The sequence below is a fragment of the Sodalis sp. RH21 genome, assembly GCF_047324175.1.
Lineage (GTDB): Bacteria > Pseudomonadota > Gammaproteobacteria > Enterobacterales > Enterobacteriaceae > Acerihabitans.
The window spans coordinates 2,513,482-2,531,567 of the sequence record NZ_CP178732.1 but is presented as its reverse complement, the minus strand read 5'-3'; the positions used below and the strand labels follow the sequence as shown (position 1 = coordinate 2,531,567).

Genomic DNA, 18,086 nt, shown 5'->3' with positions numbered 1-18,086 from the left:
TTATCAGGCCGGATAAATAACAAATTCTTCAATCGCCTGCCGATTGCTCCAGGACTTGGTCAGCGATGCGGCCTGCGCGGCCGGCAGCCAGCGGTAAGCCAAATGTTCGCTAATCTGCGGCGTTCGCTCCGAGGGTAGCGTTAAACTGAACCAATATTCTGTATTGCGCGTCACTCCCGGCGCATATCGGTGGCGCAAATGGCTGAAAATTTCAAATTCGATGCAGCGCCGGCAATCCACCAGCGCCAGATGTTCGGCGTCGATATCAATGCCGGTTTCTTCCTTCACTTCGCGCCTGGCCGCCATGGCCGGGGTTTCATCCCCTTCCAGGCTGCCGGTGACCGACTGCCAGAACCCGGTATCGTCCCGCCGCTGCATCATTAACACCCGCCCGCTGTCGCCGGCATAAATCACAATTAATACCGAGACGGGACGTTTCCAGGCCATTTATTGCTGCCCGCGTTCCGCGGCTTCCTTGCCCTTGCCGATAACGGCGATGGACAATTCCGCCAGCGCGGCCGCATTGCCGAAGCTCGGGGCATCGGTCATGGGGTCGGCCGCCGCGGTGGTTTTGGGGAACGCAATGACATCACGGATATTATCGGTACCGGTAAGCAGCATCACCAGGCGATCCAGGCCGAAGGCCAGGCCTGCGTGGGGAGGCGTGCCATATTTCAGCGCGTCGAGCAGGAAACCGAATTTTTCACGCTGTTCGTGTTCGGTAATGCCGAGAATGCCAAATACGGTCTGCTGCATTTCGCTGCGATGGATACGTACCGACCCGCCGCCCACTTCATAGCCGTTCACTACCATATCATACGCGTTGGCCACGGCATCCAGGGGCGCGGACAGCAGCTCGTCCGGGTTCATCGCCAGCGGCGCGGTAAACGGATGGTGCATCGCCGCCAAGCCGCCTTCGCCATCATCTTCGAACATCGGGAAATCAATGACCCACAGCGGGGCCCAGCGTTTCTCGTCGGTGAGTTTCAGATCGCGGCCGAGCTTAAGACGCAGCGCGCCCAGGGCATCGGTGGCGATTTTAATGCTGTCGGCGCCGAAGAAAATGATGTCGCCGTCCTGTGCGCCGGTGCGCTCCAGGATGGCCGCCAGCACGTCGTTGCTGAGGAATTTGGCGATGGGGCTTTGTACCCCGTCCAGGCCTTTGGCGGTCTCGTTGATTTTAATATAGGCCAGGCCCCTGGCGCCGTAGATTTCGATAAATTTGCCGTATTCGTCGATTTGCTTGCGGCTTAATCCCGCGCCGCCGGGAACGCGAATCGCCGCTACGCGGCCTTTGCTGTCGTTGGCCGGGCCGGAGAACACTTTAAATTCCAGATCCTTGACCAGATCGGCGACATCAACGATTTCCATAGGGTTGCGCAGATCGGGTTTATCCGACCCGAAACGGCGCATCGCTTCGGCGTAGGTCATAACCGGGAAGGCGCCTAAATCAACGCCTTTGATTTCCTTCCACAGTTCGCTAATCAGGCGTTCCATGACTTCCCGCACCTGGACGGCGCTCATAAAGGAGGTTTCGACGTCGATCTGGGTAAATTCCGGCTGGCGGTCGGCGCGCAAGTCTTCATCACGAAAACATTTGACGATTTGGTAATACCGGTCGAAGCCGGACATCATCAACAGCTGTTTAAATAGCTGCGGCGATTGCGGCAGGGCATAAAATTTGCCTTTATGCACCCGGCTCGGCACCAGGTAGTCGCGCGCGCCTTCCGGCGTGGCCTTGGTCAGCATCGGTGTTTCAATATCCAGGAACCCCTGGGCGTCCATGAACCTGCGGACAAAGCTGGTGATGCGCGCGCGGGATTTAAGCCGCTCCGCCATTTCCGGACGGCGCAGGTCCAGGTAGCGGTATTTAAGGCGCTGCTCTTCGGTATTATTTTGGTTCGAGTCAAGAGGCAGCGGGTCGGAACGGTTGATAATGGTAAGCGTGGTGGCGAGGACTTCCACTTCGCCGGTGGCCATGTCCCTGTTGATTTGGGTGTCGGGACGCGCTCTGACCGTGCCGGTCAGCTGGATGCAGAATTCGTTACGCAGTTCCGCCGCGCGGCTGAATGCCTCCTGGCGATCGGGGTCGAAAAACACCTGGGCCAGCCCTTCCCTATCCCGCATGTCGATAAAAATCAGCCCGCCGAGGTCGCGACGGCGGTTGACCCAACCGCACAGGGTCACTTCCTGGCCAACATGGGACAGGTTGAGCTGCCCGCAATATACAGTACGCATAACAATATCCTTAATATTCAGCCCATGCCGTCCTGTTCGGTTACGCGGTAAGGCTGTTATTCATTAATTGGGTCACACCCAGGCCATCGCGGATGGCGGCGATGCATTGGTCTTTTGCCGGCGTTCGAAAGGCGGTCATTATAAAGGAAATTCATTCATAGGATAAGCCCGTCTGCAACGCCCGGGGACCGGCTGGTTAAATAATGTTTCATTAACATATTTATTAACAAAATTTACCGGCCGGGCGCTGTCATCGCGTTACATTTCTAACATACCCTCTCTGGTTACCGATCTGAATAGATAACGGCCTGATTCCACATTCATTTACCCTTCGGAGATGCATTATGCTGAAACTTGACCCCAAATGTAGCGCATTGGTTCTTATCGATTTACAGGAAGGAATCGTGCCTTTCGCCAAAGGCCCCTATAGCGGCGAGCAGGTAGTGGGCAAAGCCGGCCGGCTGGCGGCGCATTTTCGCCAGGCCGGCGCAGCGGTGGTGCTGGTCAGGGTGGGTTGGTCGCCGGATTTCGCCGATGCCCCGAAGCAGCAGGTGGATGCGCCGAACGCCGGACATGCGTTGCCGGATAATTGGTGGGAGTTTCCGCAGGCGCTGGGGGTGGAGGATAGCGATATCCGGGTGACTAAACGGCAGTGGGGCGCTTTTTATGGTACCGATTTGGATTTGCAACTGCGCCGCCGGGGGATTACGACGATAGTGCTGGCGGGTATTGCGACGAATATCGGGGTGGAGTCCACCGCGCGTAATGCCTGGGAGATGGGGTATGATCTGGTGTTGGTGGAGGATGTGTGCAGTACGCAGAGCAAGGAGCAGCATGATAATAGCGTGCAGAATATTTTTCCGCGTATTGGGCGGGTGCGCAGTAGCGAGGAGGTGCTGGCGGCGTTCTAGGGAGGGAGGCCGCGGGAGCGGCCTGGGTGCCGTTTCAGCGGGCGCGGAGTCCAGTTGGCTTCAAGTCCGGCGCCCGGCAGGTTGGCGTTTTACCGTTGCAGCGGGCGCGGCGCCTGGTCGGTATCCATCCCGGTGGGCGGCGGGTTTACCGCGCCAGGGGGCGCTCCGGCGGCCAGGAAAACCATGGCCGCTTCGACCCCCACGGCACGCTTCCCCGCCGGTCGGCATGGGTGCCGTTTCAGCGGGTGCGGAGTCCTGTTGGCTTCAAGTCCGGCGCCCGGCAGGTTGGCGTTTTACCGTTGCAGCGGGCGCGGCGCCTGATCGGTATCCATCCCGGTGGGCGGCGGGTTTACCGCGCCGGTTGGCATGGATACCGTTTCAGCGGGGGTGGCGACCGGGCGGGGTTTCGGTTGGAGATAGTGGATAAAATAACTGGCGCGGGTGGCGGGGAATTCGTTGATTAGGCGGGTTAATACCGGGGGCAGGTATTTGAATACCGTCATCCAGATTGACCAGCCGCCGCTGAGTTTAGCCAAATCAATGATGACCTGGGTATCGATGTTACCCGCCTGGTAATGGACCAGGTATCGCTGCGCCAGCGCCCAGGTTTGTTTGCGATCGCTCCAGCGTTTATCTTTGGCGCTGTAATCGGGGTGGCCGGGTCTGCGGTCGAGGCCCACCAGCCGGATTAGGGCCTGGGCTTTTTGCCGGTCGGCGGGCTGGGTGAGGAAAGCTTGGTTGACGTCCACCCTGCCGTCCTGGTGATAGGCAAAGATGCGAAATGTGTCGCTGATGGTGGGAAAAAACATTCCCTTGACCGGCTGGGTTCCTTTTACCGAATTACAATTTTTGCAGGCCAGTAAAAAGTTCGACCATAAGGTTGCCCGGTTGGCATAGCGCCGTTTGTGCTTGATATGCTCAACGTCTATGCCGCAGGAATAGCTTTGACGTTCGCAATAGCTGCAATAACCGCCGAGAGCGCTAATCAGATCGTTTTTGGCGGTGCCGTAAGGATGATATTCCGCTTGGCCTGCGGCGAATTCTCTTTTATTAACCGGCCGCATTATATTCCTTTCAGTTTTCTCTCGGTGGTTAATAACAAAGCAAGCACCGGGTTGTCCATAAATTCAAGCTCAATATTATCCAGCGCGTGTTTTATCGCGCCGATCTGCTCTGGGGCGTGATTGGGGTTTTCCAGCAGGGAAAAATACCGTTCCGCCAGCTGTTGGTACTCGACAAACCTTCTGCTTCTGCGGACGTCTTCCACGTCCATTTCATCAGCCACGATATCTTCCAGGCCCTTCATATTGGTATTGCCGGCGGTGTTTTCCAGCCGGCATTCGGCCAATTTTATCAGCTCGTGATTTTGGACGGATTGTATAATGAAGGGAGAATGGGTGGTGACGATAAACTGGATGCGCGGGAAGGCGGTTTTAAATAACCGGACGATTTCACGCTGCCATGAGGGGTGCAGGTGCATATCCAGCTCGTCGATGAGCACCACGCCTTCGGTTGCCAATACGGCCCGTTCTCGCAGGTGGGGATTTAATTTTATCGCCCGGTAAGCGATATCGGCGGCCAGCCTGACAATGCTGCGATAACCGCTGCTCAGCATGTCGAAAGGGGTCCAGGTGCCATTTTCCATTTTGCCGAGGATGCAGTTATGCGCCCAGCTGTAATGTATTTTTTCCCAATCCGGCACCATGGTGGTGATGGTATGGGTAAAGGCGGTGTATAAGCTTTTTTCTTTGGCGAATTTTAATATGGAATCTTCGTAGTCGGCAAACCAGGAGACAAAATGCTCTTGCAGGCATTGCGGGTCAAGGGCAGCGGCGTAGCCTTCCGTGCGGGCGGTGGCACGGGAAGCGCGGCTGCGCTGGGATTTATCGCTGAATAAGCGGGCGGTGCCGTAATAGGCGATGAGCGGCAAAGTGGTCTGGTCGTTGGCTTCATAGATATTTTTACATAACCGCTCCGCATGCTTAATCATATCATTGGCATCTTTAAAGGAGGTGGCGCCCCCGGTGACTTTGTTGGTTTCCCGCGCCCAGCAGTATTCGACCCCTTGCAGGGTATGGCGTAATTTAACGTTAAAGGGCAACTGGTAATTAAGGACATGTTCCGTCAGGATTTTCCGTTTTTCCTGCTGTTTGAGCGTTCTGATTTCAATCGCGCTGTCGCCGGTCACTTTTCGCACGCCGATCAAAAACGTGCCCAGGGCAAAAGAAATTGCGTCAAGGATGCTGGTTTTACCGGTGGCGTTATCGCCGATAATAACATTGAAGTGCTCATTAAGTTTCAAGTCTAATGATTCGAAACATTTAAAATTACATAAAGACATAGTTAATATTTTCATATAAATATCTGTCGGTTCGCTCTGTTTTTATTATGCGGTATTGTTTGCGACGCGTCTATAAAAACACGGTTCACCCGTCAAATAACGCCGCTGGTAAATAAATAAAATTACTGGTAAAAACGGCGCTTAATTGAATGCATATTTAATATTGTGAATAAGCTGGCGTCGGGAATGATTTACGATAAGCCGATCGAATCGGTTACCGATGAAATAGTTTTCCTGCCGCACGGCGGCGGACGATAAACGCCGTGGGTTTCTGCGCCGCTATTCTTGCCGCCGTGCCGCAGTCGCGTTAGGCTAAAGAGAGAGGCAATAAAAGGATTCACCGCTATGTATATCGGCTTGCCCCAGTGGCATCATACGGCCTGGGACCGGATTGGCCTGCACAGCCTGGCGGATTACGCCCGGTATTTCAACTGCGTGGAAGGCAATACCACGCTCTACGCCCTGCCCGATCCGGCCCGCGTGCTGGACTGGCGCGCCATGACGTCGGACAGCTTTCGTTTTTGCTTTAAATTTCCGGCCACCATCAGCCATCAGGGCGGCCTGCGTGATTTCCGCCAGCCCCTGGCGCAATTTTACCAGGTGTTGGAGCCGCTGGCCGGGCGCATCGGCCAATATTGGCTGCAATTGCCGGCGGCCTTTGGTCCGGCGGATCTGGACGCGCTGTGGGTTTTTCTGGATGCCCTGCCGCCGGATTTCAGTTATGGCGTAGAAGTGCGCCACCCGCTTTTTTTTACCAAGGGCGAGGATGAACGCCAGCTTAACCGCGGCTTGCAGGAGCGCGGCGTCAATCGCGTGGTGCTGGACAGCCGTCCGGTACACCAGCCCTATGGCGGCGACGGCGGTCATCCCGGCGCCGGGGCCGCCGCGCCGGTCAAATCCCCCGCCATGCTGGCCGCGCAGCGGCAAAAACCCCGCGTGCCGGTGCATGCCGTGCTGACCGCGGACCGGCCGCTGGTGCGCTATATCGGCAATGACGATATGGACGACAGCCTGCGCCTGTTCAAGCCCTGGCTGGAAAAACTGGCGTTATGGCAGCAAAGCCGCACGCCGTTTTTGTTTATCCATACGCCGGATATCGGCTACGCCCCGCGCCTGGCCCAGCATTTATGGCCGTTGCTGGCGGCCAGCATACCCGGCCTCGGCCCCATGCCGCCCTGGCCGCGGCAGGAAACGCTGTTTTAACCGTTACAAACCCCCTGTTTTTAAGAGGATAACTAACGACAGCGCGCCGGAGTCAGGCTATTATTTGGCACGCTGTTCGGCACAAGGGTAATGGAGTGGAAGATGGTTAGTGCGCTTTATGTGGTTTTCGGCGCTATGCTGTTGATAAAATTGTCATTGGATGTGGTAAAACTGCGTACGCAATACCGCGTGGCCTATGGGGACGGGGGGTTTTATGAACTCCAGACGGCCATTAGGGTACACGGCAACGCGGTGGAATATATTCCCATCGGCCTGGTACTGCTGGTGATTTTGGAAATGAACGGCGCGCCTAACTGGTCTTTGCATTTGTGCGGCTTGATGCTGATGACGGGCCGGATCATGCACTCGCTGGGATTGCGCCACCGGGAATTCAAACTGCGCCGCACCGGCATGAGCGCCACCTATACCGCGCTGATCGTGATGGTGTTGCTCAATTTATGGTACTTGCCCTGGGAGCTGATTTTCAGTTGGCGTTAAAACGGGGGTTTCACCGCGCAAAAGGCGGCGGGGCATGATTTGTGCCATCAATCTGTTAGAATAGCGGCTTTCCCTGAACATTCCCGATATTCTAATGACAAACCACGATAATCTCTTCTCCGCGCCCATAGCCAAATTGGGCGACTGGACCTTCGACGAACGCGTGGCCGAGGTGTTTCCGGACATGATCCAGCGCTCGGTGCCCGGTTATTCCAGTATTATTTCCATGATTGGCATGCTGGCGGAGCGCTTTGTCACGCCCGCGTCCCAGGTCTACGATCTGGGTTGCTCCCTCGGCGCCGCTACCCTTTCCATGCGCCGCAATATCATCGCCGAAGGCTGCCGGATCGTGGCGGTGGACAATTCCGCCGCCATGGTGGATCGCTGCCGCCGCCACATCGCGGCGTTTCGCGCCACCACCGACGTAGAGGTGATAGAGGCGGATATTCGCGATGTGCCGATAGAAAACGCCTCGCTGGTGGTGCTGAATTTCACGCTGCAATTTTTGGAACCCAGCGATCGTCAAGCCGTGCTTGACCGGGTTTTTGCCGGCCTTAATCCCGGCGGCGCGGTAGTGTTGTCCGAGAAATTCAGTTTTACCGATCCCGGCATCGGTGAACTGCTGTTTAACATGCACCACGATTTTAAACGCGCCAATGGTTACAGCGAGCTGGAAATCAGCCAAAAACGCAGCCTGCTGGAAAACGTCATGTTGACCGATACGGTGGAAACCCATAAAGAGCGGCTGCGCCAGGCTGGTTTCGGTCACGCCGAGGTCTGGTTCCAATGTTTTAATTTCGGCTCGTTAATTGCGCTTAAACCGGGGACGGCGGCATGACCGATTTTGGCGATTTTTACCAATTGATAGCCAAAAGTCCGCTCAGCCACTGGCTTGATACGCTGCCCTCGCAGCTAAGCGCATGGCAGCGCGACTCCCTGCACGGCAAATTCAAACACTGGTTTAACGCGGTTGAACGCCTGCCGCAGTTGACGCCGGCGCGGTTGGATTTGCTGCATGGGGTCGCGGCCCAGGGCGAGTTTCCCCTGCCAGCGGGACAAAAAGAGGGAATCGAGAGCCTGCTGCGTCAATTGATGCCCTGGCGCAAGGGGCCATTCTCGCTTTATGACATTGAGATAGATACCGAATGGCGCTCCGATTGGAAATGGGAGCGCGTCTTGCCGCATATCGATCCGCTGGCGGGAAAAATCATCCTGGATGTGGGCTGCGGCAGCGGTTATCATCTGTGGCGCATGGTCGGCGCCGGCGCGCAATTGGCGGTAGGCATCGATCCGATGCAGCTGTTTTTATGCCAGTTCGAAGCGGTGCGAAAACTGCTCGGCGGCGATCGGCGGGCGCACCTGCTGCCGTTGGGAATTGAACAACTGCCCGAGCTGGCGGCCTTCGACACCGTATTTTCCATGGGTGTGTTGTACCACCGGCGCTCGCCGCTGGATCATGTGCTGCAGTTGAAAAATCAATTGATCAGCGGGGGCGAACTGGTACTGGAAACGCTGGTGATTGAAGGCGATGCCCAGCAGGTGCTGGTACCGGGCGAACGCTATGCGCAAATGCGCAATGTGTTTTTTATCCCGTCGGCCGGGGCGCTGATGCTCTGGCTGGAAAAATGTGGTTTCGAGCAGGTCCGCCTGGCGGATATGTCGGCCACGACCACCGGCGAACAGCGCCGCACCCCGTGGATGACCAGCGAATCATTGGCCGATTTCCTGCATCCGGACGACCCGCGCCTGACTGTGGAAGGTTATCCCGCCCCGCTGCGCGCCGTGGTGATTGCCCGCAAGCCCTGAAATCCGCTTAAAAAAAAGCCCCAAGAAATAGGTTGGGGCTTGGTACTTGCAAGCATCACGTGGGTTAGTTCGTGTGCGCGGCAAAATCAGTGGTCAGGCCGGCCGGTGGGCGGGACTCGGCAGGGTAAGCGCATGCTTCATGGCCGCCACCATATCGCCGTCCACGCAGTATTGGGTGAACTCATCCGCTTCGCTGTCGATGCTCATGCTGACCCCCGCTTTGCGATAACGCATGCCGGACGGGACAACCTGTTTCGCCGAACTGTGCAATTCACGGATACCGATTTGCTGGAACTTATGCAAATTGGTCAACCTCACGCCAGCGCCTGCCATAATGATTGGACCACGACTTTGGTTGGTCAGTTCCCTTAATAATGCTAAACCTATTTCGGCGTTCTGCTGCTGGCCGGAAGTGAGGATGCGGGCCACGCCGAGTTCGGTTAATTGTTTCAGGGCCTGATAGGGGTTAAAGCACATATCGAAGGCCCGATGGAAGGTCACCGCCAGGCCGTCGCACTGGCTCATGATGCGCTGCATCCTGGGCAAATCGATATGACCTTCCGCGTCCAGCACACCCACCACCACCCCCGGGAAACCCATTTCGCGCACCCGCGCCAAATCGCTCAGAATGGTGTCGAACTCGCTTTGGTTGTAGCAAAAATCGCCGCCCCTGGGCCGGACTATGGGATGCACCGGCAGCGCCACTTTTTCCCGGACCAGTTTAAGCGTGCCGTATGACGGCGTAAGCCCCCCTTCTTTCGGCGCCGAGCACAGTTCGATCCTGTCTGCGCCCGCCTGCTCCGCAGTCAATGCGCACTCCAGACTATAACAGCAGACTTCCAATTTAGGCATTGTATACTCCTTATTTACACCTCAGGATAAGAGGGTTATGCAACCGCGCTTATCCGGGAGTCGGCATTGATCGGCGTTAGCGATAAACGTTTATTTATCGTCTTTCTTATATATCATTCAAGGGAAGAACTATGGCATTCAACTTTGACGAAAGTATCGACCGTCGTCACAGCGACAGTTATAAATGGCAAAAGTATGATGGACAAGACGTTATTCCGCTTTGGGTAGCCGATACCGATTTCCGGTCGCCGCCGTGTATCATCGACGCCTTGCAATCCCGGGTCGCCCACGGCGTCTTCGGCTACGGCATACCGCCCAAGGAACTCGCCGCGCTGGTGGTCGAACGTATGCGGGAACGTTACCAATGGCATGTTGAACCGGAGTGGCTGGTTTTTCTACCCGGATTGGTAAGCGGTCTTAATCTGGCGGCGCGCGCGCTGACGCAGCCGGGTGACAGCATTATTATCCCCTCGCCCATATATCCGCCGTTTCGATCCGCGGCGCGCAATGCGGGCAGGGAAGAACGCCTGGCCCCCATGCGATTACAAAAAGGGCGCTGGTTGCTGGATTTAACCGGGCTGCCGGGGACCCTGGACGGGACGGAAAAAATGCTGATGCTATGCAACCCCCACAATCCGGGCGGTACCGTCTATCGGCAAGATGAGCTGGAACAGCAGCTGGATTTTGCCCGGCGGCACGACCTGTGGGTCTGTTCCGATGAAATCCACTGCGATCTACTGCTCGAACCGGGCGTCAGGCATATTCCGTTCGCCTCGTTGAACAAGGATGCCGAACAGCGGACCATCACCCTGTTGTCGCCGTCCAAAAGCTTCAATATCGCTGGATTGGGGGCATCGCTGGCCATAATTCCCAACCCCCGCCTGCGCATGAGCTTTGCGGCCCAGCGCAGCGGCATTGTGCCCAGCGTGGATGTCCTGGCGCTGGCGGCCGCCACGGCGGCGTGGCGCGACGGCCAGCCCTGGCTGACGGAGCAGTTGGAGTATCTGCGCGGCAACCGGGATTGGCTGGCCGCACGCGTCGCCGCGCTGCCCGGATTGCATATGACGGTGCCCGAAGCCACATATTTGGCCTGGATAGACGCCAGCGAACTGGGCGTGGACCATCCGCAGCGCTTTTTTGAGCGGGCGGGCGTGGGGTTGTCGGCGGGGGCCGATTTTGGCGCCCCTGATTTCATCCGGCTGAACTTCGGCTGTCCCCGCGCCTTGCTGATGCAGGCGCTGGAGCGCATGGAGCGGGCCATCGCCCGCCGCGAGCCGGTCCCGCAGGCTTAGCGCGCTTCGCTGGCCACGATGGCGCGTAGGCTATGGGGATGAAATTTAATGGTAACCTGGCCGTCGGTCACCGCAAGCGTAGGGTTGGGCAGGCGCTCAAGGATGTCCCGGGGCGCGCTGTGGCGGATACTGATATCCGGCGCCGCCAGCGCCGCATCGGCCAATAGCGCCAGAGCCGCGCGCGGCAAGTCCTCCGCCGGCACCGGCAGGACGATTTCGATATGCTCCCAGCCTTCATGGGGGTAGCGGCGCTGCCCCGGCCAGGGTAATTCCACGCAGTCAATGCGCACCGGCCCCAGCGCCAGGGGCTGATGCAATTCGAATAGCGCGATGTTGCGCCCGTTGAATTCGCTGTTCTTCAGGCAGCGCCCGCATTGCTGCCAGCCGTCGAACCAGCGCTGCGCCGTGGCATCCTGGCGGCAGCGCAGCGCGATATGATCAATGTTATAAATATGTAAAGGAAGTCCGAGCCTATCGGCCAACGCCGATAGGCGCTGTTCAAAACGGGTTAAATCCTCAACCAGATCCGCTAATTGCGATATGGCATTCCAATTCATGGGAAAATTCCTAATAATTGTCATACATAAAAATAAAAAAAGCGCCGATAATTTATTTGATTACATTTTTCGTTTTTTATTTGCATAATCTTAATGATTATTGACATATTGTTTTAATTCCACCGCGCAACTATCAATGGCAAAAAATGGCAAAAAGGCGGTTGCCGCATTGCGCGACGGCAATGGACATTTAATGCTAAGTATAATCTTAAAGCTCATCGGGTGGATTGTATATGCCAAGGAAATACGTTATTTTCGCAATATATTATAATGTGAGTACATAATTATGCTGTTATTAATATTATGCCTAATACTCGTTGTTGTAGCGATATTTTCAATTATACAGCATTTGCGCACCCGCAATCGCAATCAGCTGGGCGCATCCCGTAAATCTCGTAATCGATAGCTTAATCCCTTTCTTTTACGGGTATCCCACCCTCTCCTTCTCCCCAACACTGCGATTACTTAGTCCTGAGCGCGGTCGGCCGTACTGACTCGCGGCGCTGATTATGGTATAAGCGTTGTTTCTTTTACTTTACGGTTCGCATCCACGCCCTGTGCGCAGCGGCGGGGGGCGGTCGTTTTATCAGGTTGCCGGAAGCATGGAGCGGCGTTCCTCGCTTCCGACGTGAGTAAGAAAGGTAATACGGTGAATATTCAGGCACTTCTTTCAGACAAAGTCAGTCAAGCGTTAACTGCGGCCGGGGCGCCCGCCGCCAGCGAGGCGCAGGTGCGCCAATCAGCCAAGGCGCAGTTCGGCGATTACCAGGCCAACGGCGTGATGGCCATCGCCAAACAGCTCGGCATGCCGCCGCGGAAATTGGCGGAACACGTGGTTTCGCTGCTGGCGCTGGACGGTATTGCGGAAAAAATCGAGATTGCAGGCCCCGGTTTCATCAATATTTTTCTTGACCGGCAATGGCTGGCGGCACAGATTGAGACCACGCTGGCCGCCCCGCATCTCAATATTACCCCGGTAACGCCCCAGACCATCGTAGTGGATTATTCCGCGCCCAACGTGGCCAAAGAAATGCATGTGGGCCATTTGCGTTCCACCATCATCGGCGATGCGGCGGTACGTACGCTGGAATTCCTCGGCCATAAGGTGATTCGCGCCAATCATGTGGGCGATTGGGGCACGCAGTTCGGGATGCTGATTGCTTATCTGGAAAAAATCCAGTCCCGGGGCGAACCGGAAATGCAGTTATCCAGCCTGGAAGAATTTTATCGCGCAGCGAAAAAAACCTATGATGAAGACGCCGATTTCGCCGAGCGCGCCCGGAGTTATGTCGTCAAGCTGCAGGCGGGCGATGATTATTGCCGCCGCATGTGGCGCAAGCTGGTGGATATCACCATGGCGCAAAACCAGCAGGTATATGACCGCCTGAACGTAACGCTGACCCGCCGGGATGTCATGGGCGAGAGCCTGTATAACGACATGCTGCCGGGCATCGTCGCCGACCTGAAGGCCAAAGGACTGGCGGTGGAGAGCGACGGGGCCACGGTGGTGTATCTGGAGGAGTTCAGGACCAAGGAAGACGAGCCGATGGGGGTTATCATCCAAAAGAAGGATGGCGCCTACCTCTACACCACCACCGATATCGCCTGCGCCAAATACCGTTATGAGACCCTGAAGGCGAATCGGGTGCTCTATTATATCGATTCCCGCCAGCACCAGCACCTGATGCAGGCCTGGGCCATCGTGCGCAAAGCCGGTTATGTGCCGGAGTCCGTGCCGCTGGAACATCATATGTTCGGCATGATGCTCGGCAAGGATGGCAAGCCGTTCAAAACCCGCGCCGGCGGTACGATTAAACTATCCGACCTGCTGGATGAAGCGCTTGAACGCGCCCGCGTCCTGATCGCCGGGAAAAATCCGGATATGTCGCCGCAGGAACTGGAAACGCTGGCGCAGGTAGTCGGTATCGGCGCGGTAAAATATGCCGATCTCTCCAAAAGCCGCACGACCGACTACATCTTTGACTGGGATAATATGCTGGCCTTCGAAGGCAATACCGCGCCTTACATGCAATATGCCTATACCCGGGTGGCGTCGGTGTTCAAGCGCAGCGGCCTGAACGAAGGGCAACTGACCTCGCCGGTCATTCTTGAAGCCGAGCAGGAAACCCGGCTGGCGGCGCGCCTGCTGCAATTTGAAGAAGCGGTCACCGTGCTGGCCCGCGACGGCACGCCCCATGTCATGTGTGCTTATCTTTACGATCTGGCGGGGCTGTTCTCCAGCTTCTATGAACACTGTCCGATTCTTAATGCCGATAATAACGGCATTCAGCAAAGCCGCCTGAAGCTGGCATTGCTGACGTCCAGAACCCTGAAGCAGGGTTTGGAGCTGCTGGGTATTCAAACGGTGGAACGGATGTAACTGCATTCGTACCGGACTGACAACCGCGCCACGGCTCCGGCCGCGCGCGGTTTTTTTTCGCCGTTAACCGGGCGACGCCCCAATCAGCGCAGCAGCTGGCGCAGTCCCAACAGCATAATCACCGCGCCGCAGCAGCGATCCACCCAGCGTTTAGCCCGCCGATACAGCACGGCTACGCGTTTTAGCGACAGGCATAATGCCACGGTCCCGTACCAGGACGTCGCCACTACGCCCACGACCGCCAGCATGGCTAAAAAGGTCGGCCAGGCGACATGGGCCGGCGTCGCGGAGGAAAACACCGCCGCATAAAAGGCGATGGACTTGGGGTTGGCGATATTGGTGGCGAACCCTTGCAGGAAGGAACGGCGGAATCCGCGGTCAGCCGTGATGCCCGTTGCCGGCGCAGCGCGATGGGAACGCCGAATCAGGCGGAGGCCAAAGGCCATAAGATAAAGCCCCCCGGCGATCTTCACCCCCAGCGCCAGCCAGGGGAAAGCGGCAAACACCAACCCCACTCCGAGTATGGCGCAGCTCGCCCAAAATAAATTGACCACGACTATCCCGGCCGCCACCGCCAGGGCGTCCGAGCGCGTAGCCGAGGCCGCGGTATGGGCCACCGCGACAAAATTCGGGCCCGGCACGACCACCCCGACGATATAAACGCTCAATACGGCAATGACGGCATTCCACTCCATTATGCGATCTCCTGGCGGGTGAATGCCCCTGCGGCCAGTTGCCGGCAAATAATTTCCCCCAGGCGTGCGGTGGCCGCAGGCAACTCCGCATGGCTTTGGTGCAGCACAATCCCCAGCGCCGGCAGTGCGGGCAGCGCGGGATGATCCAGCAGTCTTAGCGTATCCGGCTTGCCGATGGCGCTGCGCACCGTAATGCCAAGCCCCGCGCTGGCGGCCGCCCAAATACCGCTTAGGCTGCGGCTGGTGAACGCGACGCGCCAGGGGACGCCGGCGCGATCGAGCGCGGCCGTCGCAAAGCTGCGCATAATACAGGGCGCATCAAACACCAGTAGCGGCAGCGGTTCATTACTCCCCAGATAAGCCCCCGGTTCCCAGCGTGGACTGCCGATCCAGTGTAGCGCGACCGATTGCAGTTGCCGGGCATGGGCCGTGGTCGGTTCCCCTTGCCAGCTCAGGGCCAGATCCAGATCATCGCGAATAATGCCGTCAAGCAGCTCGGCGTTACGCCCGATTCTGGCGGAGATTCGCACCTGGGGATGGGCGCGGGAAAACTGCCCTAAAATAGCGGGCAGCAGGGTTTCGCCAAAGTCTTCCTGCATACCGATGCGCACGCTGCCGTCGAGATCCTGGCCGGTAATGGCCCCGGCGGCTTCGTCATTCAGTTCCAATAACCGGCGGGCATAGGCCAGCATGACTTCGCCGCTGGCGGTTACCGCCAGGCCGCGGCCGCGCTTTTGCAGCAATATGGCGCCGCTTTGCTGCTCCAGCTTTTTCAATTGGGCGCTGACGGCGGAGGTGGATCGGTGCAGCCGCTGCGCAGCCAGGCTAAAACTGCCTAATTCTACGCCGGCGACAAAACTGCGTAAGGCGTCCAAATCAAAGGTGATGCGTCGCGGTTCGCCCATTATCAGTCCTGTATTTCGGGATGGTTGATGCTGTTAATACCGATTTTAAAAACCATCATAACCTTCTAAGCTGGCGTTGAACACCCCAGCAACCCGAAACCCACAGGACAAGCGCATGAAAAAATCCCTCGACCGACAGGATCTGGCCCGCCTGGTGCCCAAGATGGCGCAAATCACCGAACAGGTTTTATTCGGCGATATCTGGCAGCGGCCGGAATTAACGCCCCGGGACCGCAGCCTGATAACCGTTGCCGCATTGGTGGCGCTGGCGCGAACGGAACAATTGCCCTATCACTTGGCGCTGGCACGCGATAACGGCGTAAATGAAACGGAATTAACCGAGTTAGTAACCCATCTGGCGTTTTACGCCGGCTGGCCGGCGGCGGCGTCCGCCCTGGCCTCGCTGGCCAATTGGCCTCAATCTTAAGGAGTGCAATATGCCATTCACTCGTATTACGCTGCGCCAAGGCAGAGCGCCGGCGTTTATCCAGGACCTGTCATCTTTGCTCCAGCAAAATCTGGTGGCGTGGTTCGACGTGCCGCCCGGCGACTGTTTCCAGGTGATTGATCAAGTTCCCCCAGAGTCGCTGGTGGTTGATCGCGACTATATTTGCGGGCCGCGTTCCGAGGATTTTATATTATTGCAGATTATCGCCGGCCGGCGGCGCGACCTTGATACCCAACGGATGTTCTATCGCCGGTTGACCGAGACGCTGGAGCAAAAGCTGCACGTCAGGCCGCAGGATGTGATGATCGTCATCACCTTGAACCGTCCGCAGGATTGGTCATTTGGCGGCGGAGCAATGTTTGCCCCGCCGTGAGCCGGGGTTCGGCCCCGTGAGGTTATGATTACCCGGCCGAACGGGCAAAATGCCGCAGGCGGAATCCCAGGAGTCCCAGCGTGGCGAAGTACACCACCACCCCTACCGCCACCACCAGCGCCAGCCTGAGCAGCCGCGCCAGCATATTGCCCTGCGCCCAGTCGGGCATGACCCACATCATGCCCAGCAGCGCCGCCGCCATGACCGCCACGGCGACAAACATCCGGATTAAGAAACCGGCCCAGCCCGGCTGCGGCTGGAAGAAGTTTTTCTTGCGCAATTGCCAGTAGAGCAGGCCGGCATTCAGGCAGGCGGCCAGGCCTATGGAGAGCGACAGCCCGGCGTGTTTCAGCGGGCCGATAAACACCAGGTTCATGAGCTGCGTGCAGATAAGCGTGATAATCGCCACTTTCACCGGCGTTTTAATATCCTGGCGGGAGTAGAACCCCGGGGCCAGCACCTTCACCATAATCAGTCCGATCAGCCCTACCGAATAGGCCATCAGCGCGCGCTGCGTCATGGAAGCGTCGAAGGCGGAAAACCGTCCGTACTGAAACAGCGCCACGGTCAGGGGCTTAGCCAGAATCCCCAGGGCCACCGCGCTCGGCAAAGCCAGGACAAAGCATAGCCGCAGCCCCCAATCCATCAGGCGTGAATACTCATCATGGTTGCCGCTGGAAAAACTGCGCGCCAGCGACGGCAGCAAAATGGTGCCCAACGCCACCCCCAGCACGCCGGAAGGAAACTCCATCAGGCGATCGGCATAATACATCCAGGAGACCGAGCCGGAGACCAGGAACGAGGCGAAAATGGTATTGATAATCAGCGAGATCTGGCTGACCGAAACCCCGAGGATCGCCGGCCCCATCAAACGCAGCACCCGCCAGACCCCCGCATCGCGAAACTGCAGGCGCGGCATAACCAGCATGCCGATTTTTTTCAGGTGCGGAAGCTGATAGCCGAGCTGCAATACGCCCCCGGCCACCACCGCCCAGGCCAGGGCCAGCACCGGTGGATGGAAATGGGGCGCGGCGAACAGCGCAAAACCGATCATGCTGACGTTAAGCAGCGTAGGGGCGAATGCCGGCACCGAAAAACGATTCCAGGTATTAAGAATGGCGCCCACCAGGGACGCCAGGGAAATCAGCAAAATATAGGGGAAAGTAATGCGCAGCAGCGAAGACGTCAGGGCAAATTTATCCGGCGTATCGACAAAACCCGGCGCGGTAACCATGATGACCCACGGGGCCGCCAGCATGCCGGCTACGGTGACCAGCGCCAGCGCCAGGGTCAGCAGCCCGGAAATATAGGCGATAAAAGTGCGGGTCGCCTCTTCTCCTTGCTGGGTTTTATACTCAGCCAGGATCGGCACAAAGGCTTGCGAGAATGCCCCCTCGGCAAAAATGCGCCGCAGCAGGTTGGGCAGTTTAAATGCGACAAAAAATGCATCCGTCGCCATGCCGGCGCCAAAAATACGCGCGACAATAGCGTCGCGGGCAAAACCGAGCACCCGCGAAAACATGGTCATGGAACTGACAGCAGCCAGCGATCTTAATAAATTCATGGTGTTATTTTTCTACAGCGCCC

Annotated in this window: 18 protein-coding genes; 9 read left to right on the top strand and 9 right to left on the bottom strand. The window is 57.4% G+C overall.

Annotation, left to right across the window (positions count from 1 at the left end; translation table 11 throughout):
* Positions 1 to 3 precede the first annotated feature (3 nt).
* Both nudB and aspS read right to left on the bottom strand, forming a co-directional pair.
* A complete protein-coding gene (gene nudB / locus ACL2XP_RS11600; protein ID WP_413738656.1) occupies positions 4 to 447 on the bottom strand; it encodes a dihydroneopterin triphosphate diphosphatase in 444 nt (147 codons plus the stop codon).
* Complete coding sequence (gene aspS, locus ACL2XP_RS11595; RefSeq protein WP_413738655.1) at positions 448 to 2,238, bottom strand: aspartate--tRNA ligase; 1,791 nt, start codon at positions 2,236 to 2,238, stop codon at positions 448 to 450.
* Positions 2,239 to 2,582: 344 nt separating this feature from the next.
* Between aspS and ACL2XP_RS11590 the strand changes: the two genes are divergently transcribed.
* Positions 2,583 to 3,149, top strand: coding sequence for a hydrolase (locus tag ACL2XP_RS11590; RefSeq protein ID WP_413738654.1), 567 nt, complete (start codon positions 2,583 to 2,585; stop codon positions 3,147 to 3,149).
* A 293-nt stretch (positions 3,150 to 3,442) separates the two neighbouring features.
* Here the strand turns inward: ACL2XP_RS11590 and ACL2XP_RS11585 are convergent, their stop codons facing one another.
* A complete protein-coding gene (locus ACL2XP_RS11585) occupies positions 3,443 to 4,213 on the bottom strand; it encodes an HNH endonuclease (RefSeq protein WP_413738653.1) in 771 nt (256 codons plus the stop codon).
* Positions 4,213 to 5,505: an AAA family ATPase gene (locus ACL2XP_RS11580; RefSeq protein WP_413738652.1), complete on the bottom strand. Its 1,293-nt coding sequence runs from the start codon at positions 5,503 to 5,505 to the stop codon at positions 4,213 to 4,215. Before ACL2XP_RS11580 ends, ACL2XP_RS11585 begins: the two co-directional genes overlap by 1 nt.
* 330 nt (positions 5,506 to 5,835) lie before the next feature.
* Between ACL2XP_RS11580 and ACL2XP_RS11575 the strand changes: the two genes are divergently transcribed.
* The 4 genes from ACL2XP_RS11575 (at position 5,836) to cmoB (ending at position 8,997) form a co-directional block, all read left to right on the top strand.
* Positions 5,836 to 6,693, top strand: a complete 858-nt coding sequence (locus ACL2XP_RS11575; protein ID WP_413738651.1) for a DUF72 domain-containing protein — start codon at positions 5,836 to 5,838, stop codon at positions 6,691 to 6,693.
* 102 nt (positions 6,694 to 6,795) lie between these two features.
* Complete coding sequence (locus ACL2XP_RS11570) at positions 6,796 to 7,191, top strand: MAPEG family protein (RefSeq protein ID WP_413738650.1); 396 nt, start codon at positions 6,796 to 6,798, stop codon at positions 7,189 to 7,191.
* A gap of 94 nt (positions 7,192 to 7,285) precedes the next feature.
* Positions 7,286 to 8,029: a carboxy-S-adenosyl-L-methionine synthase CmoA gene (gene cmoA, locus ACL2XP_RS11565; protein ID WP_413738649.1), complete on the top strand. Its 744-nt coding sequence runs from the start codon at positions 7,286 to 7,288 to the stop codon at positions 8,027 to 8,029.
* Complete coding sequence (gene cmoB, locus ACL2XP_RS11560; RefSeq protein ID WP_413738648.1) at positions 8,026 to 8,997, top strand: tRNA 5-methoxyuridine(34)/uridine 5-oxyacetic acid(34) synthase CmoB; 972 nt, start codon at positions 8,026 to 8,028, stop codon at positions 8,995 to 8,997. Before cmoA ends, cmoB begins: the two co-directional genes overlap by 4 nt.
* A 93-nt stretch (positions 8,998 to 9,090) precedes the next feature.
* On the opposite strand, the gene cutC is transcribed toward cmoB, so the two are convergent.
* A complete protein-coding gene (gene cutC / locus ACL2XP_RS11555) occupies positions 9,091 to 9,849 on the bottom strand; it encodes a copper homeostasis protein CutC (protein WP_413738647.1) in 759 nt (252 codons plus the stop codon).
* A gap of 131 nt (positions 9,850 to 9,980) precedes the next feature.
* On the opposite strand from cutC, the gene ACL2XP_RS11550 reads away from it, so the two are divergent.
* Positions 9,981 to 11,141, top strand: a complete 1,161-nt coding sequence (locus ACL2XP_RS11550) for a MalY/PatB family protein (RefSeq protein ID WP_413738646.1) — start codon at positions 9,981 to 9,983, stop codon at positions 11,139 to 11,141.
* On the opposite strand, the gene ACL2XP_RS11545 is transcribed toward ACL2XP_RS11550, so the two are convergent.
* Entirely contained in the window at positions 11,138 to 11,698 is a 561-nt protein-coding gene (locus tag ACL2XP_RS11545; protein WP_413738645.1) for a VOC family protein, read from the bottom strand. The two genes, ACL2XP_RS11550 and ACL2XP_RS11545, sit on opposite strands and share 4 nt — an antisense overlap.
* A gap of 649 nt (positions 11,699 to 12,347) precedes the next feature.
* On the opposite strand from ACL2XP_RS11545, the gene argS reads away from it, so the two are divergent.
* A complete protein-coding gene (argS, locus tag ACL2XP_RS11540) occupies positions 12,348 to 14,078 on the top strand; it encodes an arginine--tRNA ligase (RefSeq protein WP_413738644.1) in 1,731 nt (576 codons plus the stop codon).
* A gap of 83 nt (positions 14,079 to 14,161) precedes the next feature.
* Here argS and ACL2XP_RS11535 read toward each other — a convergent pair whose 3' ends face one another.
* Both ACL2XP_RS11535 and ACL2XP_RS11530 read right to left on the bottom strand, forming a co-directional pair.
* Positions 14,162 to 14,773: a LysE family translocator gene (locus ACL2XP_RS11535; protein WP_413738643.1), complete on the bottom strand. Its 612-nt coding sequence runs from the start codon at positions 14,771 to 14,773 to the stop codon at positions 14,162 to 14,164.
* A complete protein-coding gene (locus tag ACL2XP_RS11530) occupies positions 14,773 to 15,678 on the bottom strand; it encodes a LysR substrate-binding domain-containing protein (RefSeq protein WP_413738642.1) in 906 nt (301 codons plus the stop codon). Before ACL2XP_RS11530 ends, ACL2XP_RS11535 begins: the two co-directional genes overlap by 1 nt.
* Positions 15,679 to 15,793: 115 nt before the next feature.
* Between ACL2XP_RS11530 and ACL2XP_RS11525 the strand changes: the two genes are divergently transcribed.
* The gene (locus ACL2XP_RS11525; protein WP_413738641.1) at positions 15,794 to 16,105 is read left to right on the top strand and encodes a carboxymuconolactone decarboxylase family protein; all 312 of its coding nucleotides are present in this window, start codon (positions 15,794 to 15,796) and stop codon (positions 16,103 to 16,105) included.
* Between the two features lie 10 nt (positions 16,106 to 16,115).
* Complete coding sequence (locus ACL2XP_RS11520; RefSeq protein ID WP_413738640.1) at positions 16,116 to 16,499, top strand: tautomerase family protein; 384 nt, start codon at positions 16,116 to 16,118, stop codon at positions 16,497 to 16,499.
* A gap of 28 nt (positions 16,500 to 16,527) precedes the next feature.
* Here the strand turns inward: ACL2XP_RS11520 and murJ are convergent, their stop codons facing one another.
* Entirely contained in the window at positions 16,528 to 18,063 is a 1,536-nt protein-coding gene (gene murJ / locus ACL2XP_RS11515) for a murein biosynthesis integral membrane protein MurJ (RefSeq protein ID WP_413738639.1), read from the bottom strand.
* Between the last annotated feature and the right edge of the window lie 23 nt (positions 18,064 to 18,086).